Source organism: Streptomyces sp. NPDC007095 (assembly GCF_040634475.1).
Taxonomy (GTDB): Bacteria; Actinomycetota; Actinomycetes; order Streptomycetales; family Streptomycetaceae; genus Streptomyces.
The window spans coordinates 12,385-39,150 of sequence record NZ_JBEYFS010000101.1; the positions used below are offsets into that span (position 1 = coordinate 12,385).

The 26,766-nt window shown below is 70.6% G+C and carries 25 protein-coding genes and 4 pseudogenes; 18 read left to right on the plus strand and 11 right to left on the minus strand.

The genetic code is table 11. The features are described from left to right. Nucleotides 1-258 precede the first annotated feature (258 nt). The 5 genes from ABZ656_RS30180 to ABZ656_RS30200 form a co-directional block, all read right to left on the minus strand. The gene (locus ABZ656_RS30180; RefSeq protein ID WP_360271757.1) at nt 259-855 is read right to left on the minus strand and encodes a DUF6262 family protein; all 597 of its coding nucleotides are present in this window, start codon (nt 853-855) and stop codon (nt 259-261) included. Continuing rightward, nucleotides 852-2,696 carry a site-specific integrase gene (locus ABZ656_RS30185; RefSeq protein WP_360271760.1) on the minus strand — a complete coding sequence of 615 codons (1,845 nt, stop codon included), beginning with the start codon at nt 2,694-2,696 and terminating at the stop codon, nt 852-854. Before ABZ656_RS30185 ends, ABZ656_RS30180 begins: the two co-directional genes overlap by 4 nt. Before the next feature lie 385 nt (nt 2,697-3,081). After that, entirely contained in the window at nt 3,082-4,254 is a 1,173-nt protein-coding gene (locus ABZ656_RS30190) for a tyrosine-type recombinase/integrase (RefSeq protein ID WP_360271763.1), read from the minus strand. A 209-nt stretch (nt 4,255-4,463) separates the two neighbouring features. Next, nucleotides 4,464-4,739, minus strand: coding sequence for a DUF4277 domain-containing protein (locus ABZ656_RS30195; protein WP_180362169.1), 276 nt, complete (start codon nt 4,737-4,739; stop codon nt 4,464-4,466). 522 nt (nt 4,740-5,261) lie between these two features. Next, nucleotides 5,262-6,236, minus strand: a complete 975-nt coding sequence (locus tag ABZ656_RS30200; protein WP_360271767.1) for a hypothetical protein — start codon at nt 6,234-6,236, stop codon at nt 5,262-5,264. Between the two features lie 418 nt (nt 6,237-6,654). Between ABZ656_RS30200 and ABZ656_RS30205 the strand changes: the two genes are divergently transcribed. Next, nucleotides 6,655-10,539 (plus strand): carboxypeptidase regulatory-like domain-containing protein, encoded by a 3,885-nt coding sequence (locus ABZ656_RS30205; RefSeq protein ID WP_360271770.1) that lies wholly within the window; start codon nt 6,655-6,657, stop codon nt 10,537-10,539. Between the two features lie 522 nt (nt 10,540-11,061). Here ABZ656_RS30205 and ABZ656_RS30210 read toward each other — a convergent pair. The 3 genes and pseudogenes from ABZ656_RS30210 to ABZ656_RS30220 form a co-directional block, all read right to left on the minus strand. After that, a pseudogene (locus ABZ656_RS30210) lies at nt 11,062-11,373 on the minus strand (IS701 family transposase); the annotation flags it as partial. 63 nt (nt 11,374-11,436) lie between these two features. After that, nucleotides 11,437-11,784, minus strand: a complete 348-nt coding sequence (locus tag ABZ656_RS30215; RefSeq protein ID WP_129592154.1) for an STAS domain-containing protein — start codon at nt 11,782-11,784, stop codon at nt 11,437-11,439. A 446-nt stretch (nt 11,785-12,230) separates the two neighbouring features. Beyond that, nucleotides 12,231-12,644, minus strand: coding sequence for a hypothetical protein (locus ABZ656_RS30220; protein ID WP_360271773.1), 414 nt, complete (start codon nt 12,642-12,644; stop codon nt 12,231-12,233). A gap of 75 nt (nt 12,645-12,719) precedes the next feature. Here ABZ656_RS30220 and ABZ656_RS30225 point away from each other — a divergent pair, with 75 nt between their 5' ends. The 4 genes and pseudogenes from ABZ656_RS30225 to ABZ656_RS30240 form a co-directional block, all read left to right on the plus strand. Further along, nucleotides 12,720-13,013, plus strand: a complete 294-nt coding sequence (locus tag ABZ656_RS30225) for a hypothetical protein (RefSeq protein ID WP_101401820.1) — start codon at nt 12,720-12,722, stop codon at nt 13,011-13,013. 80 nt (nt 13,014-13,093) lie between these two features. Continuing rightward, a complete protein-coding gene (locus ABZ656_RS30230) occupies nt 13,094-13,354 on the plus strand; it encodes a type II toxin-antitoxin system Phd/YefM family antitoxin (RefSeq protein ID WP_054231238.1) in 261 nt (86 codons plus the stop codon). Further along, nucleotides 13,351-13,596 (plus strand): type II toxin-antitoxin system RelE/ParE family toxin, encoded by a 246-nt coding sequence (locus ABZ656_RS30235; RefSeq protein WP_097227882.1) that lies wholly within the window; start codon nt 13,351-13,353, stop codon nt 13,594-13,596. Before ABZ656_RS30230 ends, ABZ656_RS30235 begins: the two co-directional genes overlap by 4 nt. 103 nt (nt 13,597-13,699) lie before the next feature. After that, nucleotides 13,700-13,795 (plus strand): annotated as a pseudogene (locus ABZ656_RS30240) (3-beta hydroxysteroid dehydrogenase); the annotation flags it as partial. A 115-nt stretch (nt 13,796-13,910) separates the two neighbouring features. On the opposite strand, the gene ABZ656_RS30245 reads toward ABZ656_RS30240, so the two are convergent. Together ABZ656_RS30245 and ABZ656_RS30250 are read right to left on the minus strand one after the other, a co-directional pair. Then, nucleotides 13,911-14,099 (minus strand): winged helix-turn-helix transcriptional regulator, encoded by a 189-nt coding sequence (locus ABZ656_RS30245; protein WP_360271800.1) that lies wholly within the window; start codon nt 14,097-14,099, stop codon nt 13,911-13,913. After that, nucleotides 14,008-14,598 carry a transposase gene (locus ABZ656_RS30250; protein ID WP_360271778.1) on the minus strand — a complete coding sequence of 197 codons (591 nt, stop codon included), beginning with the start codon at nt 14,596-14,598 and terminating at the stop codon, nt 14,008-14,010. The genes ABZ656_RS30245 and ABZ656_RS30250 overlap by 92 nt, the downstream gene beginning before the upstream one ends. A 238-nt stretch (nt 14,599-14,836) precedes the next feature. Between ABZ656_RS30250 and ABZ656_RS30255 the strand changes: the two are divergent. Further along, a pseudogene (locus ABZ656_RS30255) lies at nt 14,837-14,965 on the plus strand (IS3 family transposase); the annotation flags it as partial. A gap of 87 nt (nt 14,966-15,052) precedes the next feature. Here the strand turns inward: ABZ656_RS30255 and ABZ656_RS30260 are convergent. Next, nucleotides 15,053-15,694 carry an XRE family transcriptional regulator gene (locus ABZ656_RS30260; protein ID WP_101401817.1) on the minus strand — a complete coding sequence of 214 codons (642 nt, stop codon included), beginning with the start codon at nt 15,692-15,694 and terminating at the stop codon, nt 15,053-15,055. A gap of 204 nt (nt 15,695-15,898) precedes the next feature. Here ABZ656_RS30260 and ABZ656_RS30265 point away from each other — a divergent pair, with 204 nt between their 5' ends. From ABZ656_RS30265 to ABZ656_RS30320, 12 genes and pseudogenes are all read left to right on the plus strand, one after another. After that, a complete protein-coding gene (locus ABZ656_RS30265; protein WP_101401816.1) occupies nt 15,899-16,420 on the plus strand; it encodes a flavin reductase family protein in 522 nt (173 codons plus the stop codon). Continuing rightward, nucleotides 16,417-17,301, plus strand: coding sequence for an MBL fold metallo-hydrolase (locus ABZ656_RS30270; RefSeq protein WP_360271783.1), 885 nt, complete (start codon nt 16,417-16,419; stop codon nt 17,299-17,301). Before ABZ656_RS30265 ends, ABZ656_RS30270 begins: the two co-directional genes overlap by 4 nt. A gap of 1 nt (nt 17,302) precedes the next feature. After that, nucleotides 17,303-18,523, plus strand: a complete 1,221-nt coding sequence (locus ABZ656_RS30275; RefSeq protein ID WP_101401814.1) for an amidohydrolase family protein — start codon at nt 17,303-17,305, stop codon at nt 18,521-18,523. Nucleotides 18,524-18,633: 110 nt separating this feature from the next. Then, a complete protein-coding gene (locus ABZ656_RS30280) occupies nt 18,634-19,392 on the plus strand; it encodes an ABC transporter ATP-binding protein (protein WP_360271787.1) in 759 nt (252 codons plus the stop codon). Next, complete coding sequence (locus tag ABZ656_RS30285; protein ID WP_360271790.1) at nt 19,389-20,270, plus strand: ABC transporter permease; 882 nt, start codon at nt 19,389-19,391, stop codon at nt 20,268-20,270. Before ABZ656_RS30280 ends, ABZ656_RS30285 begins: the two co-directional genes overlap by 4 nt. 50 nt (nt 20,271-20,320) lie before the next feature. Then, complete coding sequence (locus tag ABZ656_RS30290) at nt 20,321-21,493, plus strand: hypothetical protein (RefSeq protein WP_360271793.1); 1,173 nt, start codon at nt 20,321-20,323, stop codon at nt 21,491-21,493. Next, complete coding sequence (locus tag ABZ656_RS30295) at nt 21,493-22,869, plus strand: FAD-binding oxidoreductase (protein ID WP_218977881.1); 1,377 nt, start codon at nt 21,493-21,495, stop codon at nt 22,867-22,869. Before ABZ656_RS30290 ends, ABZ656_RS30295 begins: the two co-directional genes overlap by 1 nt. Continuing rightward, nucleotides 22,866-23,651 carry a creatininase family protein gene (locus ABZ656_RS30300; RefSeq protein WP_180362168.1) on the plus strand — a complete coding sequence of 262 codons (786 nt, stop codon included), beginning with the start codon at nt 22,866-22,868 and terminating at the stop codon, nt 23,649-23,651. The genes ABZ656_RS30295 and ABZ656_RS30300 overlap by 4 nt, the downstream gene beginning before the upstream one ends. Nucleotides 23,652-23,662: 11 nt before the next feature. Then, nucleotides 23,663-24,094, plus strand: coding sequence for a cupin domain-containing protein (locus tag ABZ656_RS30305; protein ID WP_101401812.1), 432 nt, complete (start codon nt 23,663-23,665; stop codon nt 24,092-24,094). Continuing rightward, nucleotides 24,091-25,638, plus strand: a complete 1,548-nt coding sequence (locus ABZ656_RS30310; RefSeq protein ID WP_101401811.1) for an amidase — start codon at nt 24,091-24,093, stop codon at nt 25,636-25,638. The genes ABZ656_RS30305 and ABZ656_RS30310 overlap by 4 nt, the downstream gene beginning before the upstream one ends. Continuing rightward, nucleotides 25,631-26,395: an isochorismatase family cysteine hydrolase gene (locus tag ABZ656_RS30315; protein WP_101401810.1), complete on the plus strand. Its 765-nt coding sequence runs from the start codon at nt 25,631-25,633 to the stop codon at nt 26,393-26,395. The genes ABZ656_RS30310 and ABZ656_RS30315 overlap by 8 nt, the downstream gene beginning before the upstream one ends. Then, a pseudogene (locus tag ABZ656_RS30320) lies at nt 26,392-26,766 on the plus strand (acetamidase); the annotation flags it as partial. The gene ABZ656_RS30315 and the pseudogene ABZ656_RS30320, both read left to right, overlap by 4 nt.

The following is a 26,766-nucleotide window of genomic DNA, read 5'->3' on the forward strand; positions in this document are numbered from 1 at the left end:
ACAAGCCGTTACTAACATGGCAAGACTGACAAAAACCCCGGCTAATGCACGCTGACGCAACCTTGGAAACATGGTGAAACCCTGCCACCGGCATCGGGCATCTTCAACACCCACGAGCGTTGCTTGGGACGGTCGCCCGCCACCGTCATGCGGATGCTGCACAAACACGACGAGCAGGCGCCACGGCGGCGAGCACGTGATCACCCCGCTATTTTTCGGCTGGTGTCTGAGCTAGGACACCGCGGCCGGCTCACTCGATCAGGTCTCCCTGGGAGACGGTTGTCCGTCTTCGAGGAGTTGGGCTTCGAGGTCCGCGATGCGTTTGTCGGCGAAGCGGACGTTGTCGCGAGCCGCGGCCAGCCGGTCGGTCACCCGCCGGTTCTCCTGCTCCAGTTCGCGGACACGTTTCTTGAGCATGGAGTTCTCCGTGGTGATCCGCACGATGTCGTCCTCGGTCCATTCCGTCTGCAGGTCGCGGATCTGGCCGAGGAGTTCGGCGATCTGTGCGCGCTGGTTCAGGACCTCGTCCTGTGTCGCCTTGAGTGCGTCCTCAGTGTTCAGGGCCCGTTCCCTCCAGGACGCTTCGCGCTCTGCGAGTTCGTCGTGACGGTCCTGGATCCGGCGGCCGGCTGCCCGACGCGTTGCTTCCTCCACCAGCGTCCGGGCCTGCGGGTGTTCGTAGAGGAAGGTGCGGGAGACGTCCGCGTGCCGGGCGACGGCCGAGACCGTGATCGGGGTCTTCGTCTTCTCCAGGTGGGCGACCGCGTCCTTGATCCTGCGGAGGCTGGCCTCGGTCCGCTGCTGGCGGGCCTGGAGTGCTTGTGCTGTGCGCGGGGCGGGAAGGGCCTGGGTCATCGGGAGTCCTCCGGTTGCCGGTCCGGGTCGTCGTCTTGTTCGCCTGCGGCGGCGAGGTCGGAAGCGCGGAACGCGATGCTCCAGAGCCGCTGGAAGTAGTCCTGTGGGCGCCGCAAGTCCATGGCCAGGGCCTGGTCGAGCAGTCCGAGGGCTGCGAGTGCCTTCTCCAGGCCGTCGATGGCCTGGGACGTCGGCTCGAAGACCTGGTGCAGGTAGTCGGCGGTGGCGTCGTCCGGGGCCCGCTCCGCGAGCGATCGCCATTGCTCGCGTTTCCGGTGCCAGTAGAGGAGGTCGGCGCCGGACATGACGAACTTGTCGCACCCTTCGCAGTTCAGCTGCCAGGGGCAGGCGTCGCCACGGACGACCGGCTGGTAAGTGCAGAGCCCGCCCTCTGCGGGGGTGCTGCGGCGGGACAGATCCACCGCCATCGCGCGGGCGGCCTCGCGGCTCATGCCCTGGCTGGGCGAGGTGAGGAGCTTGCCTGGGTGCGCGGATCCCGGGCCGGCGACCCAGACGTGATGCAGGACGTCCTCGATCTCGGAGGACGCGACTCGTGCGTAGTGCTCGGCCATGCGGCCGGAGACCTGCCCGAGGTACTGCTTGATGTGGTGCAGGCCCGCGCCGTGCCGGAGCAGATTGGTGGCCAGCGTGTGACGGGCCTGGTGGGCAACACACCGCCCAAGGTCAAGCTCGTTGATCCACTGCTGGAACCGATCTCGGAACAGGGTGTACGAAATCGAGTCCCGCCCGTGAGGGTTGCGGTCGCGCGTGGGGAACAGCGCCATCTGCTTCGTCTCGGCCGGTGCGGGCGGGCGGCCGTGGCGATCCTCGAAGCGTGCGATGGTCGTCAGCTGCCGCTCCTTGATGCGCAGGTAGAGCCGTTCAGGGATCCGGATCGCTTCGCCGTAGTTGCCGACTTTCGTCTGGTCGTGCCAGAGGAGGGGCAGTCCGCCGTGGCGGCTGACGCATTCGAGCCGCAGGTTCAGCACCTCGGTGCAGCGCCGGCCGGTGAACACGAGGGCTTCCCAGGCATCCCGGATGCCGCAGTCGCTGGGATCGTGCCGGTCAGCCAGCTGGCCCAGGTTTCCCTCGTCGGACAAGGCTTGGGCGACCTCGTCGGGGAACGGGTTGCGCCTGCCTTCGACTGGCTTCTTCCCGTAGGGCAGCGCGGTGATGAACGTCCGTGGCAGGCCGATCCGCTCGGCCTCGCCGCTGTCCAGCGCGTTCCTCAAGATCGCGCGGGCGTGGTTGAAGGTGAACCGGCGGGTGTTGCCCGTGACAATGGACGGCTTGCCGTTCACAGCCCGGATGGCGAGGGACGGCAGGCCTTCCCGGACGCGTTTGTTGTGGTCGGCGACGTAGCGGCGCATGTGCTCCTCGGTGAGGAGCGCCGGGTCGTGTCCGCCGCCCGGCGCCACCGCTTCGAGGAAGGCGCTGAGTTCGGTGCAGGCTCGCCGGTCGTGGAAGAGCAGTCCCCCTCTGCGCGCCGGGCCCTGGGGCGATCGGAGCCGGTCGGCGAGGTGATCCCAGAGAAGATCACGCAGCCACCGCTGTGACACCGGCGTGAGATCGAAGTCGCTGCGGGAGCGGTGGAAGCGAACCCCGAAGTGCTCGGTCTCGATGTATCCGGCCTCCTTGGTCTCTTCCGGGGTGAAGTAGACGATCCGCAGTTCGGTGGAGATCTCGCGCAGGACACCGACGAGCCGGGTGGGGACGTGCTCGCCGGTCGGCGCGAGCTCCAACAGTGATGCGACGCGGTGGTTCTGGAGGAAGCGGACGACGGCGCGGAGTTCGCTCGCATGCCAGTCGTAGCGGGATGCCTGCTGCGTGTGGGCAAACAAGCCCCACTGGAACTCTGCCCTGGTCAGGGGCAGCAGGCCCCGGAGGTCGAGTGTGCCCGCCGCAGGGTCGGGCCGCCGGACCTCGACTGGCCTGGCATCGTTGAGGAAGGCGCGACGCGTGACACCTTCATGCCGCGCGCGCAGCCACTCCCTCTCGTGGGGACTGCAGATGTCTCTGCGTGACGATTTTGCGTTTCCGCAGCTGGCAACCTTGCAGGCCCAGCGATAGACGGGGTGGTCCGGGGGAATTCGATCACGGAGTCGCGGTAGAGCGGATCGACCGACGGGCCGCCGAGCAGAGCGGTCAGCACTTCAAGCCTGTCGCGAGTGCGACGGGCGTGGACCGGGTCAGCCAGGACGCGGAGCGGTGACGTCGAGCCCATCATCACTCCCCCCACGTCTTCAGCAGCGCGGCGTTGAAGACGGGATCGTTGACGTCCACGTGGGCGTAGATCTCGTCGACGACCTGTGTGGAGGCCCAGCCGCCGGCATCCCGGGTCACCACGAGGTTGCCGTCCGAAGCATCGAGGACCGCGGTCGCGAAGGAATGACGGAAGGCATGGGGGCGGAGCTTGCCCAGACCCGCCCGGGCCGCGGCCCGCGCGATCATCTTGCGGACGCCTTCCGGAGCCCAGGGCAGGCCCCGGTCCGCTCCGTGCTGCTGGACCAGGAGCATCCCGTGGGAGGCGCCGCGCGGGTACTCGCCCGTGAGGTAGTCGAAGTAGGCGTGGATCATCGCCGGGCTGACCCGCTTGATGAGCCCGCCCCGGATGGTGCCGTCCGTGAGTTCCCAGGGCCGTTTCGTCTTCGCCCGGGCCCCGTTGGGCAGGCCCTCGCGATGACACACGTGGACGTGCGGAGTGCGGCACTCGCCGCAGCCGGCTCTTTCCCGCAGGTGGAGGTCGCACAGGTGCAGCCCACACAGTTCTCCGACGCGGAAACCTCCGTCGCTGAGCCAGTTGACGACCAGCCGGTCACGAGCCGAGTTCACCACGGGTAGCAGCAGCCCGCGGGCGCCGTCCGGCAGCATCTTCGGATGCCGACGGCGGATCCTGCGCGGTGCAAGCGGGTTCGCCGCCATGTCCTTCGTGATGTGCCCCAGCAGGGCGCGGTCCCGGTCCTGCCTGGTCGGCATCCGTCGCTTGTCGAGCGTCTCGGCCAGCTCGGTGTTGATACCCAGCTCGGCCTGACGCAGGTAGAAGCCCTTCAAGCACGACGCCGCCGAGGACAGCGCACTGTCGCCGTACGGACGCTTGCCCACCCGCCACGGCGACCTCAGCGGTGCGGCGACCTTCGCCCCGACCGCGCCCATGTACCGCTCCAAGTCCCGGAACCCGACCTCCTCCGGGGCCAGCCCCTCGTGCTCCAGCCACCGCAAGTGGTCGACGAGCAGGTACGCGTACGGCCGGTCCGACCCGGTGCCCGCGTACTGCGACAGGAACCGCTCGGCCCCCGCGTGTACGCCACCGGCCGGCTGGACGATCGTGTGCGACCGCCGTCCGTCCCGGTGGATGATCTCCTGCACCCTGAGCTGACCGATTGACAGCCTGCGTGCCACGTTGCCTCCGCGCCGACCTGACTGGACATGGCGAACACCACGACGCCGGTCGGCAAACGAGCACGGGATGTCCGTGGTCACAGGCACCACGGACATCCCGAACAGCTACAGCACAGGCTGGAAAACCTGAGGAGACGTTTTGCTGCACCGGCCGGACGCAACAACGACGCTGATCACCGAAACCCCCAGCAAGACACCGATGAGACCCGTCAATGCACCAACCGGGACACGCATAAGCCTCCACCAAGACCCTTGACGGCCTCACACGAGTACGCCCAGTCCCCGACGCGGAACAGCGGCGCGGGAGCGGTCAGCCGGTTCGCCACCAGTACCTCGATCACCCGGCCGTGCGTCAGGTCCGCCCGCGAATCCGGTGGCCGCAGCCCGTCGACGATCCCCGCGACGTCCAGCCGACGCAGAAACTCGGCAGCGACAGGCAGAGCGCCCAGGCGCTTGGTCACCACGGACTCAATCACGACCTCCACGCGAGGGCGTTCCGTCCGTGGCCTTGGGGACCAGGAAGTCATCGACGCACCCGGACCAACGCGGCCACACCGGCAAGACCGTCAAACCATCTGATTCAGCGATCCTGGACTACATCCGCCGGGTGTGGGCCAGCGCCTCATCCTCAGTCACCAGCACAAGAATCGTGGAGATGCCCGAGCATGCCTACGAGGTCCTCACCGCGCTGCGGGTGCTGCGGGCGCACCTGAACCTAGCGGAGATCGCGGGCGGCCTCCTGCATCACGCCAGTGAGCGGCAGACCGCGGAAGAAGCCGGCATCTCCCGGACGACACTCCCGGCCGTCACAAGACGGTCCTCAAACCAAGCGGTTGGCTGCGGCGACTGCGGGTCGGGCAAGGGCGGCAGAGCTCGACCTGGTACCTCGGCGACGGCAGCCAACCCGAAAGCCCCTGCTCCCGCTCTCCCAACTCAGGGCGGCGCCAACCTGGAAGACCGACAGCGACCTCCGGGCTTCCTGCCCCTCAGGAGCGGACAGGCCGTTCTCAGACCTCCCGGGGATCTTGCTGGTCGAGCGCAGCCAGCACGCGAGTCGGATCGTCGATCAGATCGAACAGGCCGCTGGTCCGTCGCGCCCACTGCTCTGGATCCTCTCCCCCCGCGAACGCCGCGGCCGACGCGAACTGGCCCTGGAGGTTGACCGGCAGTCTGCCAGCCAGGAACGCACCGAGCTCTCGGCCCAGAACGGCTCGTGACGAAGACGGCCGCATGAAGCGGGCCAACTTGCCGGTCGCCGGGACGACGGTGCCGCTCACGCCCTCGAGAGCCGCAACGGCATCGCGCACCCAGCCGCCATCCCAGGTGTCGGGGAGCGGAACCGCCGTCCGCTGAACACTGGCGATCGCGTCCCTCCCCAACGCGAGCGAGAGCCCTCCCGGATCCTCGTGGTAGTTCAGGTAGCGGGCGACGTCGACGCCTGGCGGGCAGACCTCGTCGAGCACGACGTCGCCGACGAAGTTGCTGGGGTCGACGAGCCACCCCTCCCGCACCACGATGGATGGCTTCAGACGGACCCGATACAGATAGAACTGGCTGCGCTGGTCGGCCTGGTCACGGATCCGACGCAGCATGTTGTGGACAGCGGCCTCGTACGTGCCGACGTGGAGGGCCTTCGTCCGCTGGCGCGCGGCCCACGCGGAAACCCTCTGCTCTCCGCCCATCATCCTGCGGGTCTCGGGAGTCAGGACGGCTGCCGGGTCGAAGTGCCGCGTCGGCCAGTCCGCCTGCGTGCTCGTGTGATACCACGAGAACTGCGCGACCCTGTCGTCGTCGAGTGCCGGGTCGCCGGGGTCGACCGTCACCCGAGGCGAGCCCTCGTGCTCGCAGGCCATGCCGCAGCCGGGGCAGGTCTCCTTCGCCTGCTCCCACCGATCGATCCAGTCCAGATCGACGCGCCACCGATGATCGCAGCGCCCACAGAGCATCTGCCGCTCGCGCCAGAAGTCAATCCGCCGTTCCACGGCACCATTCTCCGGAAGCGTCCGACGCAGAACCAGCCTCAGCCGAGGTCTCGAAGCTGCCGGAACTCCGCTTCCGCGGTATCTGCTTCGTCGCGGAGCAGACCGACGATCTGCTCCGCAGACCTGCTGGGATCCTCGGAACGCAGCTCAGCAGCGCGGCGGGCAACGTACCGCACCCGCGAAGGCCATCTCGGCGTTGAGCAGGGACTCGGACATGGCTGCGAGAGAACTGCTCATGCTTCAACCCACTAACGATGCCCGGGCCCTGGCGAGCATCAGCAGGTCGGCGGTGCCAGTGAGGCGGGTGCCGTGGAATCGATCAATCAGGAGCGCACAATTTCACACACGTGACATGTACATGAATTACGCTCCCGCCTGATCGTTTCCCTGCTACCCATGAAGGTCTGAAAGGACCCAGATGATCAAGGTGGGACTGTTCCGTACCCGACTGGCCGCGTTAACCGCCCTGTTCGGCATCCTGATGACACTGGTCTGGGCACTCCCCCAGACCGCCACCGCCACCGCCACCACCGAGGCAACCACCACGACCGCCACCGCCTCGACGGCCTCGACTGTGCCGACGCACCCCCTCTGCGCGAGACCCGACAAACCCAACCAGATGGCCTGCTTCGCGGTCGCCCGCGATGATGTCCGGCAGACCGGCAAAGGCTTCCAACCCCTGCTGGCCCCCGCCGGGTTGGGCCCCGCCGACCTCCAGAGCGCCTACGACCTGCCGTCCGACGTTGCCGGGGCCGGGGTCACGGTGGCCATCGTCGACGCCTACGACAACCCGAACGCCGAGGCCGACCTGGCCGTCTACCGCTCCCAGTTCGGCCTGCCGCCCTGCACCACCGCAAACGGCTGCTTCCGCAAGACCGACCAGCGCGGCGGCACCGAGTACCCACAGCCCGACGCGGGCTGGGCCGGCGAGATAGCCCTCGACCTCGACATGGTCAGCGCCGCCTGCCCGCTCTGCCACATCCTGCTGGTCGAGGCCGCCGAGCCGTCCATCGAGGGCTTGGGCGAGGCGGAGAACACGGCGGTCGCGCTCGGCGTCGCATACGTCTCCAACAGCTGGGGCGGGAGCGAGAGCGCGTTCGGCGACCTGCCCGGTGACGACTACTACAAGCACCCGGGCGTGGCGATCACCTTCAGCACCGGCGACAACGGCTACGGCAACAGCTACCCGGCCACGCTCCCGTACGTCACGGCCGTCGGCGGGACGTCGCTGAGCCGGGACGCCGGGACGATCCGGGGCTGGAACGAGTCCGCCTGGACCGGGGCGGGCAGCGGCTGCTCGGCCTACTCCCCCAAGCCGTCCTTCCAGACCGACCGGGGCTGCGCCAACCGCGCCAACGCGGACGTGTCGGCCGTCGCCGACCCGGCGACAGGCGTCACCGTCTACAACACCTACGAGGACCGCGGCTGGGGCGTCTACGGCGGTACCAGCGCATCCGCCCCGATCATCGCCGCCACCTACGCGCTCGCCGGGAAGCCGGGCGCGAAGACCTACCCCAACGCCTACCCGTACGCCCACACCGGTGCCCGCGACGGCGCGCCGAGCGGCGCTCTGAACGACGTGACCAGCGGCACCAACGGCACCTGCACCACCGCCTATCTGTGCACCGCCGGCCCCGGCTGGGACGGCCCCACCGGCCTCGGCACCCCGAACGGCACCGCCGCCTTCACCACCGGCCCGTACGGCAGGTTGACCGGCAAGGTCACCGACCCGTCCGCCGGCGGCCCGGTGGCCGGAGTGCGGATCACGGCCGGCGCGAACGCCACGACGACCGGCACCGACGGCACCTACGACATGACGCTCCCGGCGGGCACGTACGACGTGACGGCCGCCAAGTTCGGCTACGGCAGCACCACACCGGCCGCCGTCGGGGTCGGCGACGACGCGACCGTGGCCCGGGACTTCACCCTCACCGCCCAGCCCCTGGTCACCGTCAGCGGTCGGATCCGGGACGGCTCCGGACACGGCTGGCCGCTCTCCGCGGGCATCCAGGTCACCGGTGAGCCGTCCACCCGGACGTACACCGACCCGGCGACCGGCCGCTACACCCTCGAACTGCCCGCCAACAGCACCTACACCCTGCAGGTCGACCCGGTCTACACCGGTTACCAGGTCACGACGGCCGACCTGACGGTGAGCGCCAAGGCCGGCCGCAAGGACTTCGGCATCCCGGTCGACGCGGCCGCCTGCGTGGCGCCCGGCTACAAGCAGACGTTCAGCGAGGCCACCGAGACCTTCGACGGCACTCAGGCGCCCGCCGGGTGGAGCGTCACCGGCAGCGGTCACACCTGGCGCTTCGACGACCCGGCCGGGCGCGGCAACCTCACCGGCGGCTCGGGCGACTTCGCCATCGCCGACAGCGGCTACTCCGGCGACCGGCAGAACACCTCCCTCCTCTCCCCGATCCTCGACCTGACCGGCCACGACACGCCCGCGGTCCGCTTCGGCACCTTCTACAAGCCGTTCGACGACGACTCCAAGGCCGACGTCGACCTCAGCGTCGACGGCGGCACGACCTGGTCCACGGTCTGGCACCGCGACACCGACTCCGCCGGCCCCGGGACGCAGAGCATCGCCCTCCCGGACGCGGCGGGGAAGTCCGCCGTCCAGGTGCGGTTCCGCTACAACGGCGACTACGCCTACTACTGGCAGGTCGACGACGTCGCCTTCGGCGGCATGACCTGCAAGCCGGTGCCGGGCGCGCTGCTGTACGGGACGGTGACGGACCGCAACACCGGCCGGCAGCTGAGCGGTGCGACGGTGAGCGGCAGGACCGGCGCCAAGGCGACCACGGCGGGCGACGGTTCGTACGTACGCTTCGCGCCGCGGACGGGCCGTCAGCAGGTCGCGTTCAGCGCCGAGCACTACACCACGGCGACGAGGAAGGTGAACGTCAAGGCCGACCACGCCGCCCGCCTCGACGCGGTGCTGCGCGCCGGACAGCTGGCGATCAGCCCGGCGGCGGTCGACAAGACCGTACGCAAGGGGAAAGCCACCACCGCCCAGTTCACCCTGCGCAACACCGGCTCGGCCCCGCTCACCGTCAGCCTCACCGAGCGGTCCGGGGACATCCCGACGGCGAAGACGGCCGGCGCGGCAGCTCCGAAGTACGTCCCCGGTGACTACACCCCAGACCGGCTGACGAAGACGAAGCCGAAGCCGAAGACCCCTTCCGCGTCCGCATCCACGTCCACGGATGTGACCCCCGCCGCCTCGGCCTGGACCTCCCTCGCCGACTACCCCACCCCCGTCATCGACAACGCCGTCGCCACCGGCCCGGACGGCCGCGTCTACTCGGTCGGCGGCACCGACGGCACCTCCGTCCTGTCCGGCGGCTACGTCTACGACCCCGTCACCGCCGCCTGGACGGCGATCCCCGGCGGTCACCCCACCCCCCGTGAGTCACCCCAGTCCGCCTTCCTGAACGGCAAGTTGTACGTCACCGGCGGCTGGACAGCGGACGGCGGCACCGTGACCACCACCGAGGTCTACGACCCGCAGCACCGCACCTGGTCCACCGCCGCCCCGGTGCCCGCCGGGTACGCGGCAGCGGCCTCCGCCACGCTCGACGGCAAGTGGTACCTGGTCGGCGGCTGCGGCCAGGGTTACTGCACCGGCGCCACCGCAGTGCAGGTCTACGACCCGGCCACCGACACCTGGGCCACCACCACGCCCTACCCCGAGGCCATCTCCTGGCTCGGCTGCGGCGCCGTCTCGGGCATCCTGTACTGCGCGGGCGGCACCACCGTGGTGGAGGGTACGCGGCACGGCTACGCCTACGACCCGGCCACCGCCGCGTGGACTCCGATCACCGACCTTCCCATCGACCTGTGGGCCTCGGCCGCCACCACCGCCGACGGCCGCTTCCTCCTCTCCGGCGGGGTCAGCAACCTGCTCGGCGCCGTCACCAGCGCCGGCTACGCCTACGACCCGGCCGCCCGCACCTGGACGGCCCTGCCCGCCGCCACCACGCCGCTCTACCGGGCCGGTGGCGCCTGCGGGTTCTACCGCGTGGGCGGCGCACCGAGCGTCTTCGACGCCCACGCGAACGTCGAGCAGCTGCCGGACCTCGACAGCTGCGTCCCGGCGACCGACGTCCGCTGGCTGTCCGCCACACCCGTCACGCATACGCTCGCCCCCGGCCAGCGCCTGACCGTCACCGTCCGGCTGGATGCGGGCGTGACGGCGGTGGACACCGCCGGCACCTACACGGCCGCGCTCGCGGTCGGCACGGACACGCCGTACACGTACCCGTTGGTTCCGGTGCGGATGACCGTGCGCTGACGGGTCGTCATCCGGCCATGCCTTCCGCCGCGAGGCGACCGTGCTGGTCGCAGCCATCAAGGAGTGGCTGCGACCAGCACGCCTACGACTGACCAGAGCGGCCCTGTGCGACCAGCGACTTGAACGAGTGCACGTCCGCGGCCGCCGGCAGAATCCTGCTGCCCCACCTGTCGTTGCGACTGTCGTCGCGCACCCACAGGAGCTCGATGCCGCACAGGCCGCCCCAACTCCAGGCGGCCAGTCCGCCGACCAGTTCACCCTCCTCGTCGGTGACCTTGACCGAGAAGGTCCCGCGGTCGGCCGCACCGGTGGCGGCCGTGTTGAAGGCAATCAGTTCCTCGGTCAGTCGGTCGTGCCCTAGTACTGCAACGGTGCTTGTTCTGATTGCTGGGCAGTTTCAGGGACTGTGTCCGCGTCGTTTGTAGTGGCTGATGCGGGCTTGGTGCTGGCGCCGTCGTCGCCAGTGCGACCAGTGCAGAACGTCGTCGACCGGGGGCGGGCGGCGGTCCGTGAGGCGGGTGATCAGGCGTCGGATCTCGGCGAGGCTGAGGTGGATGAGCTGGGAGGATCCGTTTCTGCTTTCTCCGTGTCCAGCTCCCGCGCCCGCAGGACGGTCAGGCAGGCGTGAGCGGCCATGGCCAGGGTCATGTGGCGGTGCCAGCCGGGGTAGCGGCGGACCTGGTAGTCGTCCAGGCCGCATTCCTGCTTCGCAGTCTGGAAGCATTCCTCGACAGCCCACCGGCTGCCCGCGATGCGGATCAGCTCGTCCAGCGTCGTGTCGGTGGGGCAGTAGGCGATGTAGTAGGAGATCTCTTCGGGCCGGCTGACGCTGCGGCACCCCGCGGAGGACGGCCCCCACGTTCGCGCCCTGGTTGATCTCGGGGCCGAGGGTGTGTCTCAGCCGCCGAACACGGCTTTCGCGTCGGCAACGGTGTCAAAGACCCGCAGCAGCTGATTGACCCCGGTCATCTCAAGGATCCCCCGCACCGGCCCGGGCCCACACGCCAGCACCACCACGGCTCCGCCCGCCGCCGCCTGCCGCCACACTCCAAGCAGCATGCTCAGCCCGGCTGAGTCACAGAACGAGACGCCGGACAGGTTCAGCACGATAAAGCGGTCACTCCGCGCGATCAGCTCCTTGAACTGCGGGCGAAACACCGGCTCGCTCACATAGTCCATCTCGCCGCTGACCCGCGCGACCAGACAGCGGCCGCCGGCAATCGTCTCGACCGAGGGATCAGCCATCACGGTCTCCCAACCGTCCCGCCGGGAGACCACAGCGGAACCCCGGCAGGAACCTACCCGCCCCCCGCCCCGCCCTGGACGTCCCACTCAGCTCTTTCACCCCTGGAGAGACGCGCTAACCCAGATCAGGACGCTCTCCCTCTGCGGGCCTGAACAAGATCATGTAGCCCCAGCACGTCCGGATGCCGGCGACGCCCGTATCGCTGAGTCCCTCCAGCGCCCCCGGCTCCCGGTCGGCAGCAGCAGGTTCTGACCGCCGGTCCGCGACACCGCGCATTCGATCCGGTTTGCGACGTCCCTCGGCCCTGTTACCGGGCCGGCCAGGCCAAGGGACATCTGCCATCGCCCCGGCCCAACAGCGGGAAGCAAGCCGGGGACCCTCCGGACAACGGTGCACGCGTCCTGCCCGGCTCAACACTCCCGGGGCGGATCCGGTCACCGAGGCGTCAACCGGCGGCGCCAGCGTCTTGGCCAACGTCAGCGCCGGGCACCGCACGGCGCAGCGGGCCGAGATCCCCATACAGCGCGGCATGGAAGGCCGCGGCGAGCTCGCGGGCCCGCACCTCACTCGGCACCCCGTGCAGCAGGAAGTACACCGGGCCGGCAAAGGCGTCCGGGCCGGCCTCCCGCGCGTGGACCAGACGGACGATGGCGGCCCGCACGGCGACGTTCACGGCGCCGTCGACGACGTGGCCCGGGCCGGCGGTCAGCGCATCCGCCTTGACCGTCCACCGCTCACCCTCGCTTTCGATGCCCACGAACACCGCATGCTGCACCTTGGCGGCCCGGTAGACAGCATCGAAGCGGTCGGTGGCGTCCGGGATCAGACGGCCAGGGCAGGGGACGGGCAGCTGCTGCATAACAGGCATCGTGCCAGGAATCAGTCTGATTCATCGCAAGTGTCCCGGATTACGGACCAAGGGGGGCGCCCCTGCATGCCGGCATCCGGCAACGGCCGTTCCTCCAGGACCTCAGAGCGTGCTTCACTCGCCCTCGTCTTCCACCACGCCGTCCAGGACGAACAGGACAACACCCAGGTCGCCATCGCCCGGCTCCACGCCCTCACCGAGACCGGCGACCACAGCTACTACCGGGACATCGCGCACTGCATGGCAGGCATCCCCCTCCCCGAGCCCTCCACCACGGTCTGGCTCGACGGCCCCGGGGAAGTCCGTACCCGCTGGCACCAGCTCGTCCAGGACCGCCGAACCCACCTCACCGCTGAGTAGTGCCGCACCCGCCCCGTGTGGGCGCTGGACGATGCCGCAGAACGGGAGCCAAATGTGCACACTTCTGTAAGGTGGTATGCATGACGGAGACGACCTACTCGATCGTGGAAGCCCGCGCCCGCCTGGGCGCCATCGCGCGCGAGGTCAGCGCCACCCGTGAACCGGTCGCCATCACCGACCACGGGCAGACCGTCGCCATACTGGTCAGCCCCGCCGACGCCCTGGAACTGCAGGAGCTGCGCGCGCTGGCCGCCTACCGCGCCCGCCAGGCCCGCGGCGAGAACGCCGGCGTCTCCCACGACGAGGCGTACCGCCGCGTGTTCGGCGGAGCTGAGGCGTGAGCTACGAGGTCATCTGGGAGCCCGAGGCCCTCGCCCAGGCAGAGCGGTTCGCCAAGGACGACCCCGACGGGGTACGGCAGGTGTTCACCGCCGTCGACCACCTCGCCGACAACCCCCGACCCGACGGCGCGTTCGGCAGCGCCGACCTGCTGCGCATCCACGTCGCCGCCTACCGCGTGATGTACGAGATCAACGACCAGCAGATCCGCGTCAGCGTCATCCATCTCGGACGCGTGCGCTGACCGGACCCCGTACATGCACCAGGCTCCCGGTAATGCCCCGGGCCGCCCGGGTGCTGCTCTCCGCCGCTCGCCGTGGTCATCGCAGTCCGGGCCGCTCGGGGCGCGGCACGACGCCGCACGCCTCGTCCGACTCGATCTCGAGAACGCCCCCGCCGGCACGATCCTGCACGTCGGCGCCGAAGAGGGCGTGCCCGTGAGACGGGCCACGACATGAGGACGGCCACGCGTGTTCCCGAGGTGTGCATCACCAGCGGCTCGGTGTTGTCCTCGGGCCTGGACGTAGACGGCGACATCTCCATCGGATCCTCGATCCGCTAGCGCCGCTTCGACGCTCGGGCCGTGACGGAGCCCTCGCCGTCGGGCACCGTCACGGCCCAGGCGGCCATGGTGTCCAGGACGGCGCGCAGTCCTTCACCGAGCGGCGTGAGCCGGTACTCCACCCGCGGCGGGATCTCCGCGTAGGCGGTGCGGACGACGATCCCGTGCCGCTCGAACTGGCGCAGCCGACTGGTCAGGGTCGTCGTGCCGCTCGGTCAGCAAGCGAAGGATCGTGGTCTGGTCCTCGGGTTCAACGGGCCGCAGGTCCTGGCGGAACAGAGCAACCTGGGCGACGTGCAGGGCGTCGGCTGGGTCGGTCTTGCGGTCGCCGCCGGTGGCCAGCAGGCGAGCCCGCGCGGACAGGGTGGAGGGAACGTCCACAACGTCTTCCCCTGCGGCGGCAAGCTGCTGAGCAAGGGTTCGGCCCAGGCCGCGGGCACCTTCCACTGCGAAGCGGCGCTCGGGCCACTGCTCGCACCACCGCATCAGCTGCCTGAAGGTGCCGGCGTTGACGACAAAGCGCCGCAGGCTGATCTTGTGGTCCGTCGTATCGACGACAACTGCGGTGTGAGAGGACTTGTGGGGGTCGATCCCAATGGTGATCACGCGCATCCCGGTCTGTGCTCGAAGAGACGAAGTATGCGGTGGGCACCCTGACTTGAAGTAGCAGTCACACACGTTCATGCCTCTGTCGAGCCACACCGCGCGGGTGCCGGCCGGCGGCGGCACGCTATGGAAGAGCCAGCCAGGCGGCGGCAAGGGGCATACGGACCCGTGCCGACCGGCACCCTGGACGCTACGGCTGCAGACCGCGCGTCTGGGCTCGATTCAACAAGTCAGGGGCATCAACGCCGCCGCGGAGAGCCTCTGGGCCCTCCTCAAAGAAGAGATCGGGACCCGCGCGTGGCCGGACCGGGCCACCGCCCGCTCCGAGGTCTTCGCCTTCATCGAGACGTTCTATAACCGCCGCCGCCTGCGCAAGCACAAGGTCTTCGGCTACCTCACCCCAGCTGAGACCAGGCAGCGGCACCAACACGCCCTCGCGACATAGTGATCAAGTGTCCAGGATCACGGGGAAACTTCACTCAGCCGGATGCCCTGCGGTCGGACACCTGTGACCCGTCCGGCCATGTCTGCGTCACGGATGCCGGTCGGCTTCGCCCGTCGCGTTCTGGACGGTGAGGAGCCGTACCCGTGAACCGTCACCGACGGCGCGCCAACGGTGGGGAGTTCCGCCAGGGTAGTAGATGCTGTCTCCCGGTCCGAGCACGTGGAGGCGGGGCCCCTCCGCGGTCTGCAGGTCGATCTCGATCTCGCCGGCCACGACGTAGACGAACTCGTCACCGGGGTGGTCGTAGTACTCGTCGAACTGCTCCCCGACCCCGGTGTACTCCACGGGGTGGGCGGAGTACGAGGGGGCCCCGAGCATGCGCGCCGTGCCGCCGCGGTTGGCGACGGGCAGGCCCTCGCCCGAGCGCACCAGGTGGACGGAGTCGGCCGAGGTGCCGGGATGCGGCACCGCCGCCACGGTCATGAGTGCCTGCTGGGTGGTGCCGAGGGCGCGGGCGATGCGGTGCAGCGATGACATGCTCGGGCGGGTCAGCCCCCGCTCCAGCTGGCTGAGGAACGGGTGGGAGAGCGTGGCGCGCTCGGCCAGCTGGACGAGGGTCAGGCCCCGTTCCTTGCGCAACTTGCGGATCGCGCTGCCGAGTTCGGCGCGCAGCGGCGCGTCCGTGTCCCCGGTGGCGGGCGACGTGCTGTGGGCGGGTTGGGCTGGCATGGCAGGAATCCTAAGGGGCGTGGTCGGCGGGCCGTTGAGGTCCCGGAGGCGGCCAGGGAGAGGTTTTACGCCGGTGAAACATCGAGGCCCTACTCTCAATGTTGATGACACGAACATTCTAGGTGTCGTCGAGCTCCACCGAGTCCATCGAGTCGCACGGGTCGTACGTGCCTCCTCGTCCCGCCCAGTCCCAAGGGAGCCCCCATGGCCGCGGCCACCTCCGACCGTTTTGTCGCCTGCCCGCCGGACTCCGCCTTCCTGGACGCCATGGCCGCTCTGGCCGGGGGTGTCTGTGTCGTCACCGCCCTGACCTCCGAGGGGCGCCCGGTCGGCTTCACCAGCACCGCCGTGATGAGTCTGAGCCGCGAACCGCAACTGCTGGCCATCGGGGTGGGCCGCGGCGGCCGTTCGCTGCCCGCGCTGCTCGGCGGCCGCAGGTTCGCGCTGAACATCCTGCACTCCGGCGGCGAGCATGTCTCCCGGCGCTTCGCCGACCGCACCGCCGACCGGTTCGCGGACCTGGAGTGGTCGGCCGAGGAGCGCGGCGGGCTGCCGCTGCTGCTCGCGCACAGCTCGTACACGGTGCTGTGCCGCGTCGTACGTGACCTCCCGGCCGGGGACCACCACCTGATCGTCGCGGCCGTCGAGGACGTGGTGACCGGAACCGGCGGACCGACCGCGCTCGTGCACCACGACCGCCGCTACCACGCGCTCGGTGCCGCGTGAGCGGCCCCGACTGGTTCCAGGTCGCCGAGACCGGCCCGGGTGCCTTCGTGATCGGCGAGCCCGGCCACGTCAACAGCTACCTCTTGCTCGGCGACGAGACGGCCCTGCTCTACGACACGGGAATGGGCATCGCCGACATCGGCGAGCAGGTGCGGCGGCTGACCAGGCTGCCGCTGCTGGTCGTCAACTCGCACCATCACTTCGACCACCGCGGCGGCAACGCCTCCCTGGCCGCGTACGCCGAGGACATCGCCGTACACGCCGACGGAGCCGCCCTGCACACGACTCCGGCCCCGTACGAGTGGCTGGAGGCGTACGCGCACCTCGCGCACGACCTGCGCAAGCGGTACGAGGAGTTCCACACCCTGGACACCGGCGGCTTCTTCCTGACGGACTCCCGCGTCGAGGTACGGCCGGTCCCCGACCTGGCCCACTGGCGCGTCGAGGCCGTACGCCCCACCCGCCTGCTGCAGGAAGGAGACGTCCTCGACCTGGGCGGTCGGCGCCTACAGGTCCTCCACACCCCCGGGCACTCCCCGGACGGCATCTGCCTGTGGGAGCCGGAGACCGGGCTGCTGCTGGCCGGGGACACGCTGATCAGCGGTACCTTCTTCGCCCATGTGCCGGGCGCCGACGTCGCCGCCTTCGCCGACTCGACACGCCGCCTCGCGGAGTTGCCCGTCGCCACCGCGCTGCTCGGCCACAACCTGCGGCACCGGGAGTCGGCGGACTTCGTGGGCCGGGTCGCCGAGGCGTTCGCGGCCGTACGGGACGGCCGCACCCTCCCGTACGCCTCCACCGACATGTTCGGCGTCCCCGTACGCCGTCATGACTTCGACGGTTTCGCGGTGCTCACCGCGCCGCACGGAACGGACCGCTGACATGCCACCTCTGCTGCTACGCGGCGCGCGGCTGCCCGACGGAGACGTCCGTGACCTCCTGCTCGACCCGGACAACGGTCTCGTCGCCCGGGTCGCCCCACCCGGCCTGCTTGCCCCCGGCCCCCAGGAACTCGACCTGACCGGGTATCTGCTCCTGCCCGCCCCCGCGGAACCGCATGCCCACCTGGACAAGGCCCTGACTTGGGACCTGGCGGGCGCCCTGCCCGGAGACCTGCCCTCGGCCGTCACCGCGTGGCGCGCGTACGCCGCGCGGGTCACCGAGGAGGACGTGTTCCAGCGCGCCGGGCGGGCCGTCGACGAGCTCTGTGTGAACGGTGTGACGGCCGTCAGGACCCACGTGGATCTCCTGACGGACGACGGCAGCCACGGCACCGGTGATCCGCTGCGCGGCCTGCGCGCCCTTCTCCGGCTGCGCAGCCAGCTCCGAGGGCGCATGCGGCTCCAGATCGCCGTCCTGCACATCGACGCCCCGGACGAGCTGCTGCACCAGGCACTCGACCTCGGCGCGGACCTGCTGGGCGGGTGTCCCCACCTGTCCGCCGACCCGGCCGCGTCCGTGGAACGCACCTTGCGCATCGCCGCCGAGCACCATGTCGGGGTCGACCTGCATGCGGACGAGACCCTCGACCCGGGCGCGGGGGACCTGCGCCTGCTCGCCCGTGCCGTGCGGGAGCGTGGCTTCGTCCCGGGCGTCACCGCGAGTCACTGCGTCAGCCTGGGCGCGGTGGAACCGGACGAGGCGGCGCGTACGGCCAAGGAGGTCGCGGCCGCCGGGATCGGCGTGGTCGCCCTCCCGCTCACGAACCTCTACCTCCAGGGCCGCGGCCACCCGTCGTCCACCCCGCGCGGCCTCACCGCCGCACGCGCGCTGCTGGACGCGGGCGTGCGGGTCGCGGCCGGTGGTGACAACATCAGGGACCCGTTCAACCCCGTGGGCCGCGCGGATCCTCTGGAGACCGCGTCCCTGCTGGTCACGGCCGGTCATCTCGCCCCGGACGAGGCGCTGCACGCGGTCACCGCGGGCGCCCGCGCCGTCCTCGGCCTGCCTGCGGCGGGACCGTGCGAGGGTGCTGTCGCCGATCTTCTGGCGGTGCGTGCGCAGACCGTGTCGGAGGTGCTCGGCGCGTCCTGTCCCGAGCGGCTCGTCTTCGCCGGCGGGCGGCTGGTCAGCCGTACGTCGGTGGTCCGCGAACTCTACTGAGACCGGCCCACCGCCCGGTCCTGACGAATGGATACCGCCGTGACACTGGCCGGAAACAATCAATGTTCATGCTATCAACATTCCGCACTGTGGCACTGAAGGGAGCTGATGTGCCGACCATCGCCGAAGAGACGCTCGACGCGACGCTGCGATTCGAGAGCGTCGACAAACACTTCGCCAACGGGACCACCGCCCTGACCGGCCTCGAACTCTCCATCGCCCCAGGTGAGTTCGTCGCCGTCGTGGGTCCCTCGGGCTGCGGCAAGTCCACCCTGCTCCGCCTCGCCTCCGGCCTGGACACCGCTTCCGGCGGCACGGTCCACGCCCCCACCGACTCGGTCGGCTACGTGTTCCAGGACCCGACCCTGCTGCCCTGGCGTACCGTCCTCGCCAACGTCGAACTCCCCGCGGAACTCACCGGAACCCCGAAGGCCGAACGGCGCGAGCGGGCGCTGGACGCCCTTCGGCTGGTCGGCCTTGAGGGCTTCGAGAAGCAGTTGCCCGGGCAGTTGTCCGGAGGCATGCGGATGCGCGTGTCCCTGGCCCGGGCCCTCATGACCCGGCCCTCGCTGTTCCTCCTCGACGAACCGTTCGGCGCCCTCGACGAGATGACCCGCCTGCGCATGCAGGAGGAACTCCAGCGCATCTACGCCGAGGCCGGCTTCGCCGCCCTGTTCATCACCCACTCGGTGACCGAAGCCGTCTTCCTGGCCGGCCGGGTCGTCGTGATGTCGGCACGTCCAGGGCGGATCACCGCCTCCTTCGACGTCCCCTTCCTCCATCCCCGCCCGGCCGAGCTGCGTTACGACCCCGAGTTCGGCCGAATCGCCGGCGAGGTCTCCGCGGCACTGCGAGGAGGGTTCCAGTGAGCGCCGACATCACCGTCACCGCCCGGACCGAAGAGCCCGTACCGACGACGGACGTGGCGCGGGCCGCACCTGCGGCGCGCGCCCGCCGCCGACGGGTCCGGCCCGCCGCGCTGCTCACGCCGCTCGGGTCGCTCGGCGCGGCCATCGGCGTCTGGTACGCCGCGAGCTATCTGCTGCTCAGCCCCGCCCGGCGCTTCCTCGTCCCGCCCCCGCAGCAGGTCCTGACCGTCTCCTTCCTCGACTGGACCCATCTGCAGCCGATGCTCCAGGCCCTGTGGCTCACGGCCCAGGTCGCGCTCGTCGGGCTGCTCATCGCCTCCGTGCTGGGGGTGACGGCGGCGGTGCTGATGAGCAGGGCCCGCTGGCTGGAGCGCTCGCTGTACCCGTACGCGGTCGTCCTGCAGACCGTGCCGATCCTCGCGATCGTGCCGCTGATCGGCCTCTGGTTCGGCTTCGGCTTCACCAGCCGGGTGGTCGTCTGTGTCCTGATCGCCCTCTTCCCGATGATCGCCAACACCTTGTTCGGCATCCAGTCGGTCGACCGCGCCCACCACGACCTGTTCACCCTCCAGCGGGCCGGCCGCTGGGCCCGGCTGCGCAAGCTCGAACTGCCCGCCGCCCTCCCCTCGGTCTTCACCGGTCTGCGCACCTCCTCCGGCCTGTCCGTGATCGGCGCGATCGTCGGCGACATGTTCTTCAAGCAGGGCGAACCCGGCATCGGCACCCTGCTCGACGTCTACCGCTCCCGGTTGCAGTCCGAGGACCTGTTCGCCGCGATCATCCTCGCCTCGCTCTTCGGTGTCGTAGTCTTCGCCGTCTTCACCCTCGTAGCCCGGCTCGCCGTGGGCTCCTGGCACGCCTCGGCCGATCGGCCGTAGCCCGCCCCCGCCTTTCCCTCGTCCCCGCCCGTCCGTCAGGGAGTTCAGTCATGCCCTCTTGCGCCAGACACGCCGCCATCGCGGGCGTTTCCTCAGCAATCGCCCTGGTATCGGTCACCGCCTGTGGCGGTGGCTCCACGGCCTCCACCGGCTCCGCCGACAAGCTCCAGGCGGCTCCCGCCGCGCAGAACCTGGCCGGCGTCTGCCCCAAGACGGTCGTCGTCCAGGTCGACTGGGAGCCCGAGGCCGAACACGGCCCCCTCTACAGCCTCGTCGGCCCCGGCTACACCGTCGACAGCGACAAGAAGCGGATCACCGGACCGCTGGTCATCGGCGGCAAGGACACTGGCGTCGACATCCAGATCCGGGCCGGCGGCTCCGCCATCGGCTACCAGACCGTCCCCTCGCAGATGTACGTCGACAAGAGCATCACCCTCGGCACGGTCACCACCGACGTGGCGATCACGGCGTCCGCCAAGCAGCCGGTCACGGCCGTCGCGGCACTGATGAAGAAGAGCCCGCAGGTCCTGATGTGGGACCCCGCCACCCACCCCGACTGGAAGACGATCGCGGACATCGGAAAGTCGAACGCGAAGGTCGTCTACGTCAACGGCAGCACCTACGCCTCGCTGCTGGTCTCCAAAGGCCTGATCAAGAAGAGCCAGCTGGACGGGAGTTACGACGGCGCGCCCGCCCGCTTCGTGTCCAACCCGGGCATCGCCCAGCAGGGCTTCGCCACCGCCGAGCCGTACATCTACCAGCACGAGGTGTCGGCCTGGAAGAAGCCGATCAGGTACCAGCTCCTCGCGGACGTCGGCTACAACATTTACCCGGAAGCCCTCTCGGTGCGCAGCGGCGAGTTGACGTCCCTCAGCCCCTGCCTGAAGAGGCTCGTCCCCGTCCTGCAGCAGTCGGCCGCCGACTTCGCGGCCAAGCCGTCGGCGGCCGTCAAGCTCATCGCCGACCTGGTCCAGCAGTACAACACCGGCTGGGTCTACTCCGAGGGCACCGGCACCTTCGCCGCGAAGCAGATGGTCAAGCTCGGCATCCTCGGCAACGAGGCCGACGGAAGCGTCGGGAGCTTCGACACGAAGCGCGTCGCCTCCGCCCTGAAGACCTTCACCCCCCTCGTTGAGCAGAGCGGCGCCAAGGTCAAGGCGGGACTGACCGCACAGGACCTGGCGACCGACGAGTTCATCGACCCCTCGATAGGACTGAAGTGATGACGACCGCGAACCTGACCGCACTCACCGAACTCGTCCCCGACGGACGGGCTCCGGGCATGGCGGAACGCCGGCCCACGCCAGGCATCGAGGAATTCTGCGCCGAGGCCACCGAACTCCTCGGCACCGACGGGGTGATCCGTGACCTGGCGGCACGGGAGAAGGCCTCCTGCGACTGGGCGCACATGTCGCCCATTCTGTCCGCGCGCCTTCCCGCCGGACACGCCGAGGCCGTCGTGCGCCCCTCCGCGCACGAGCAGATCCCAGGCATCCTGGCCCTGGCCCACCGCCACCGCATCCCCCTCACCCCGCGTGGCAAGGGCACCGGCAACTACGGCCAGGCGATCCCGCTCCGCGACGGTGCCGTGCTCGACCTCACCGGCTGCGGCCGGATCCTCGACGCCGGCGACGGCTGGATCCGCGCCGAGGCCGGGGCGAGGATGTCCGACCTCGAAGGCCACGCCCGCACCCTCGGCCAGGAGTTGTGGATGTTCCCGTCCACCTTCGGCACCACGGTCGGCGGTTTCCTCTCCGGCGGAAGCGGCGGCACCGGCTCTCTCGTGCACAAGACCAACAGCGACGGTTTCGTGCAGGAGTTGACGGTGGTGCCCTGCACGGCGGACGCCGAGCCCTTCACCGTCCGGGACGCGGAGGCCCTGCCGTACATCCACGCCTACGGCACCACCGGGATCATCGCCACCGCGACCGTACGGCTCCAGCTGGCCCGCACCTGGACGGGCCTGTTCGCGGCCTTCGCCGATTGGGCGTCCGCCACCGCCGCGCTGGCGGCGCTCGTACGCCTCGAACCGGCACCGCGCCTGGCCTCGCTGGACGAGGCCGGCCTCGTGGGGGTCTACCGGCCCGACCCGGCGCTGGACCCCACGGCCCTGAGTGTGCGCGCGATCATCGAGGAGGAGGCCGTCGACCAGGCACGGGCGATCGTCCAGTCGCACGGCGGCAGCGTCCTCGACATCCGGCCCGCACCGGACGGCCCCGCGCTGATCAGCTCGATGTCCTTCAACCACCCCACCTACCACCTGATGAAGGCCGAGGACGGCTGGTTCCACCTGGAGATCGGCGGCGACGTCCTGCTCGGCGACACCACCGAGATCCGGAAGGTCTTCCCGGACACCCTGCTCCACCTGGAGGGCATGCGCTCCGGCACGGTCGGCATGCTCATGGCCCGCTACCAGGACGAACAGACCGTCTACGACGGCATCGCCGCCCTGCAGGCGCTGGGCGTCCGTGTGCACAGCCCGCACAACTGGTACGTCGACCGCCGCCTTGACCTCGTACGGGAGACGGCCCGTACCGCCGACCCGCTCGGTCTGCTCAACCCCGGCAAGATCCCCGCCGCTTCCGAGGAGACGCCGTGACCTTCACCCGGTTCATCGACCTCAGCGGCCCGGAGATCGAGCGGTTCGGCGAGGACACCGTCGCCGTGCTGCCGGTCGGCGCGATCGAGCAGCACGGGCCCCATCTGCCCATCGCCACCGACTACTACATGGCCGAGGCGGTCGCCGAGGGCGCCGCCCGGCTCGCGGGGGAGAGCTGCGACATCACGCTGCTGCCGGGCCTCGCCTACACCAAGTCCGACGAACACGCCTGGTCCCCGGGCACGCTGTGGCTCAGCGCCCGCACCCTGCTGTCCGTCCTCGACGACCTCGGCCGCTCCCTGGCCGCAGGCCCCGTACGCAGACTGGCCTTCCTCAACGCGCACGGCGGCAACAGCGCCCTGCTCGGCGTCGCCCTGCGCGAACTGCGCACCCGCCACGGCCTGCGCACCTTCCTGCTGCACGCGTCCCTCCCCGCCGACCAGGGCGGCACGTCCCCGGCCGCGGAGTTCGGCATGGGCGTGCACGGCGGACTCAAGGAAACCGCCGCCATGCTCCACCTCCACCCGGACCTGGTGGACATGACACAGGCGCGCCGCAGCGTCCCCGAACATCTCACCTCGTACGAGCACATCGGCTTCGGCAAGCCGGTGTCCTTCGGCTGGACCAGCGACGACTTCGCCACCGGCAACGGCCTCATCGGCGATCCCACGGGAGCCACGCCCGAACTCGGCCGCAAGCTCGTCGACGCGTCCGTCTCGGCGGCCGCCGCCGCGTTGCGCGAATGCGCGCGCTTCCTGCCCGACCGCCCCCTGACCTCCTGAGGGAGCCCGCGATGACCGACGCCCCGCTGCACACCCCGCTGCGTGACATCACCGCCCACCACATCACCGCCGGCGACACCGTCAAGCTCGCCGTGCTCACCGGCCCCCGGGACGGCTCGCCCACCACAGTCGTCTTCGAGGTCTGGGAACCGGGCGGCGCCCAGCCCCTCAACTGGCACCCCGAGTCCGTCGAGACGTTCGTCGTGCTCGCCGGTCACGGCCGCGCCGCCAGCGACGAGCACGAACGCGACCTCGCCCCCGGCGACGTACTGGTTCTGCCCGCCGGGTCCAAACACCGCATCGTCAACACGTCCGCCACCGATCGCCTTTACACCCTCACCGTCATGTCCCCCGACGAAGGCTTCGCCGACCTCATCGAACGCGGGCCGGTGACGACGCTGGACGAGCCGGACCTGGCCGTTCTGCGAGCGGGAACGCCGTGAACGCGGACCTCCTCGCCGCCTTCTGGGCATACGAACAAGCCCTCGCCGTCAACGACCTGACCGGCCTGGACCACTGGTTCCTGGACGCACCGGACACCCTGCGCGCCGAGGGCGACACCGTGCTGGTGGGCCACGCCGCCATCGCCGGCTTCCGGCGGGGGAGGGGCGGGGCTCCGGCGCGGGTCGTGGAGCGGGTACACGTGGTCCGGCCAGCCGCGCGGGTCGCGGTCGTGACCGCCGAGACCCGGCGGCAGGACGGGGGGCGCGGACTCCAGACCCAGGTGTGGCAGCACACCGACGCCGGGTGGCGGATCACCGCCGCGCACGTGAGCGCCGTATCCGCGCCGGCGCCGGACGACCGCCCTGACCCGGCGGTGTGGCGGGTGGCCGACGGGCCGCTCGTGGCGTCCACCGGACAGGGCCCGCTGGCCCATGTCCGCCTCGCGGTGAAGGACTTGTTCGCGGTGGCGGGACAGCGCGTCGGCGCGGGCAACCCCGCCTGGCTGGCCGAGGCCCGCCCGGAATCCGCTCACGCCGACGCCGTACGGCGGTTGCTGGGCGCGGGCGCCGAACTCACCGGCATCGCCCAGACCGACGAACTCGCCTTCAGCCTCGCCGGCACCAACCCGCACTACGGCACCCCCGCCAACCCCGCCGCACCCGGCCGGATCACCGGCGGCTCCAGCAGCGGCCCTGCCGCCGCCGTGGCCCGCGGCTGGGCGGACCTGGGGCTGGCCACCGACACCGCCGGTTCGATCCGTGTGCCCGCCTCCTACTGCGGCTTGTACGGCTGGCGGCCCACCCACGGCGCCACCCCCGACGGGGGCCTGCTGGCGCTGGCCCCCTCCTTCGACACCGCCGGACTCCTGGCCCACGACCCCGTCCTGCTGCGGACGGCGGCCGAGGCGTTGCTGACGCCGGGCGACACCACCGCGCCGATCACCCGATGCATGGTGGACGAGGAACTGGTGTCGCTCGCGGAACCCGAGGTCCGCGCCTCCTTCGAGGCCGCCTGCCGGGCACTGACCCTGCGTACGGCGCTGCCCCTGGCGCCTGCGCGCACGGGAGCCGCCGAACACCTGGAGGAGTGGTTCGCCGCCTTCCGCACCGTCCAGGCCGCCGAAGCCTGGGAGCAGCACGGCGCGTGGATCACCCGTCACCCGGGCGCGCTCGCCCCGGACGTCGCGGCGCGCTTCGAGAACGGACGCCGGGTGAGCGCGGCCGAGCGGGCGCGGGCGGAACAGGTCCTGTCCGACGCGCGGAAGGCGCTGGACGCCGTACTTCCGCCCGGAACCGCCCTGCTGCTGCCCGCCACGAGTGGCCCCGCCCCTCTCGCCGACGCGCCGCCCGAGGAGGTGGAGGCCGTCCGTGCCGCCACCCTCCGGCTGACCTGCCTCGCCTCCCTGGCCGGACTCCCGGCGGTCGTCGCTCCGCTGCTGCGGGTGCGCTCGTTGCCCGTGGGCCTGTGCGCGCTGGGCGCCCGGGGCACCGACCGAGCCCTGCTGGACTTCGTCACCGATTCGAGGAACCCCGCGCATGCCTGAGGCCCACGGCCTGATCGGACCCAACCCCCGCAACGCCTGGCGGGCAGACGGCAAGACCGTCGTACTGGCCCGCCCCCACCGCGACCCGCACCCCGTCACCGTCGAGGCACTGCCACAGACCGTGACCGCCGACCTCGCCGCGACCGCGCTGATCGTCGTCGATATGCAGAACGACTTCTGCTCGCCCGACGGCTGGCTCGCCTCCGTCGGCGTGGACGTGGCCCCCGCGCGCGCCCCCGTCCCCGTCATCGCCGGCCTGCTGCCTCCGCTGCGCGCCGCGGGCGTCCCCGTCGTCTGGCTCAACTGGGGCAACCGCCCCGACCGGGCCAACCTCCCGCCCGGCGTCCTGCACGTCTACGACCCGGACGGCACCGGCGGCGGCATCGGCGCCCCGCTTCCGGGCGGCAGGGTACTGGAGCAGGGCAGCCCCTCGGCCGCGATCGTCGCCGAACTGGAGACCGCGGACGGCGACCTCCATGTCTCCAAGTACCGGATGAGCGGCTTCCAGGACACCGAACTGGACAGCGTGTTGCGCAACCTGCGGGTCGACACCCTGCTGTTCGCCGGCGTCAACGCCGACCAGTGCGTCCTGGCCACCCTCATGGACGCCGCGAACCTCGGCTACGACGTCGTCATGGTCCAGGACGCAGTGGCCACCACCTCGCCCGCGTACTGCATGGACGCCACCCTCTACAACGTCCGCCAGTGCTTCGGATTCACCCTCACCGCCGGGGCCCTGCGGGAGGCCCTGAAGTGAAGCTCCTCCAACCCGGACTCGGCCCCCTGGACGGTGACCACTACCTGGCCGCCGACCCGTCCCGGGTGCACTGGGGCCTGCTGCCCAACGCCACCGCCGAAGCGGCGCTGACCGTCCGCTCGGGCGAGACCGTCACCTTCGACACCATCAGCCACGAGGGCATCCTCGAAGACCAGGGCCGCGACCCGGCCGCCTTCTTCGGGGCGGCCGGTATCGCCGCGAACGGCCTGCTGCACGACGCCGTCGAACTGGCCGCCTCCGCACGCCAACACCTGCCGCAGACACACGGCCCGCACGTCGTCACCGGACCCGTGGCACTGCACGACGCACGGCCCGGTGACGTGCTGGAGGTCGAAGTCCTGACCCTGCTC

Coding starts and splice junctions, on each gene's coding strand:
- ABZ656_RS30180 (WP_360271757.1), bottom strand. CDS start 855: ATGACCCAGGCCCTTCCCGCCCCGCGCACAGCACAAGCACTCCAGGCC.
- ABZ656_RS30205 (WP_360271770.1), top strand. CDS start 6,655: ATGATCAAGGTGGGACTGTTCCGTACCCGACTGGCCGCGTTAACCGCC.
- ABZ656_RS30215 (WP_129592154.1), bottom strand. CDS start 11,784: ATGGCTGATCCCTCGGTCGAGACGATTGCCGGCGGCCGCTGTCTGGTC.
- ABZ656_RS30220 (WP_360271773.1), bottom strand. CDS start 12,644: ATGCAGCAGCTGCCCGTCCCCTGCCCTGGCCGTCTGATCCCGGACGCC.
- ABZ656_RS30225 (WP_101401820.1), top strand. CDS start 12,720: ATGCCGGCATCCGGCAACGGCCGTTCCTCCAGGACCTCAGAGCGTGCT.
- ABZ656_RS30230 (WP_054231238.1), top strand. CDS start 13,094: ATGACGGAGACGACCTACTCGATCGTGGAAGCCCGCGCCCGCCTGGGC.
- ABZ656_RS30250 (WP_360271778.1), bottom strand. CDS start 14,598: ATGAACGTGTGTGACTGCTACTTCAAGTCAGGGTGCCCACCGCATACT.
- ABZ656_RS30260 (WP_101401817.1), bottom strand. CDS start 15,694: ATGCCAGCCCAACCCGCCCACAGCACGTCGCCCGCCACCGGGGACACG.
- ABZ656_RS30265 (WP_101401816.1), top strand. CDS start 15,899: ATGGCCGCGGCCACCTCCGACCGTTTTGTCGCCTGCCCGCCGGACTCC.
- ABZ656_RS30275 (WP_101401814.1), top strand. CDS start 17,303: ATGCCACCTCTGCTGCTACGCGGCGCGCGGCTGCCCGACGGAGACGTC.
- ABZ656_RS30290 (WP_360271793.1), top strand. CDS start 20,321: ATGCCCTCTTGCGCCAGACACGCCGCCATCGCGGGCGTTTCCTCAGCA.
- ABZ656_RS30295 (WP_218977881.1), top strand. CDS start 21,493: ATGACGACCGCGAACCTGACCGCACTCACCGAACTCGTCCCCGACGGA.
- ABZ656_RS30305 (WP_101401812.1), top strand. CDS start 23,663: ATGACCGACGCCCCGCTGCACACCCCGCTGCGTGACATCACCGCCCAC.
- ABZ656_RS30315 (WP_101401810.1), top strand. CDS start 25,631: ATGCCTGAGGCCCACGGCCTGATCGGACCCAACCCCCGCAACGCCTGG.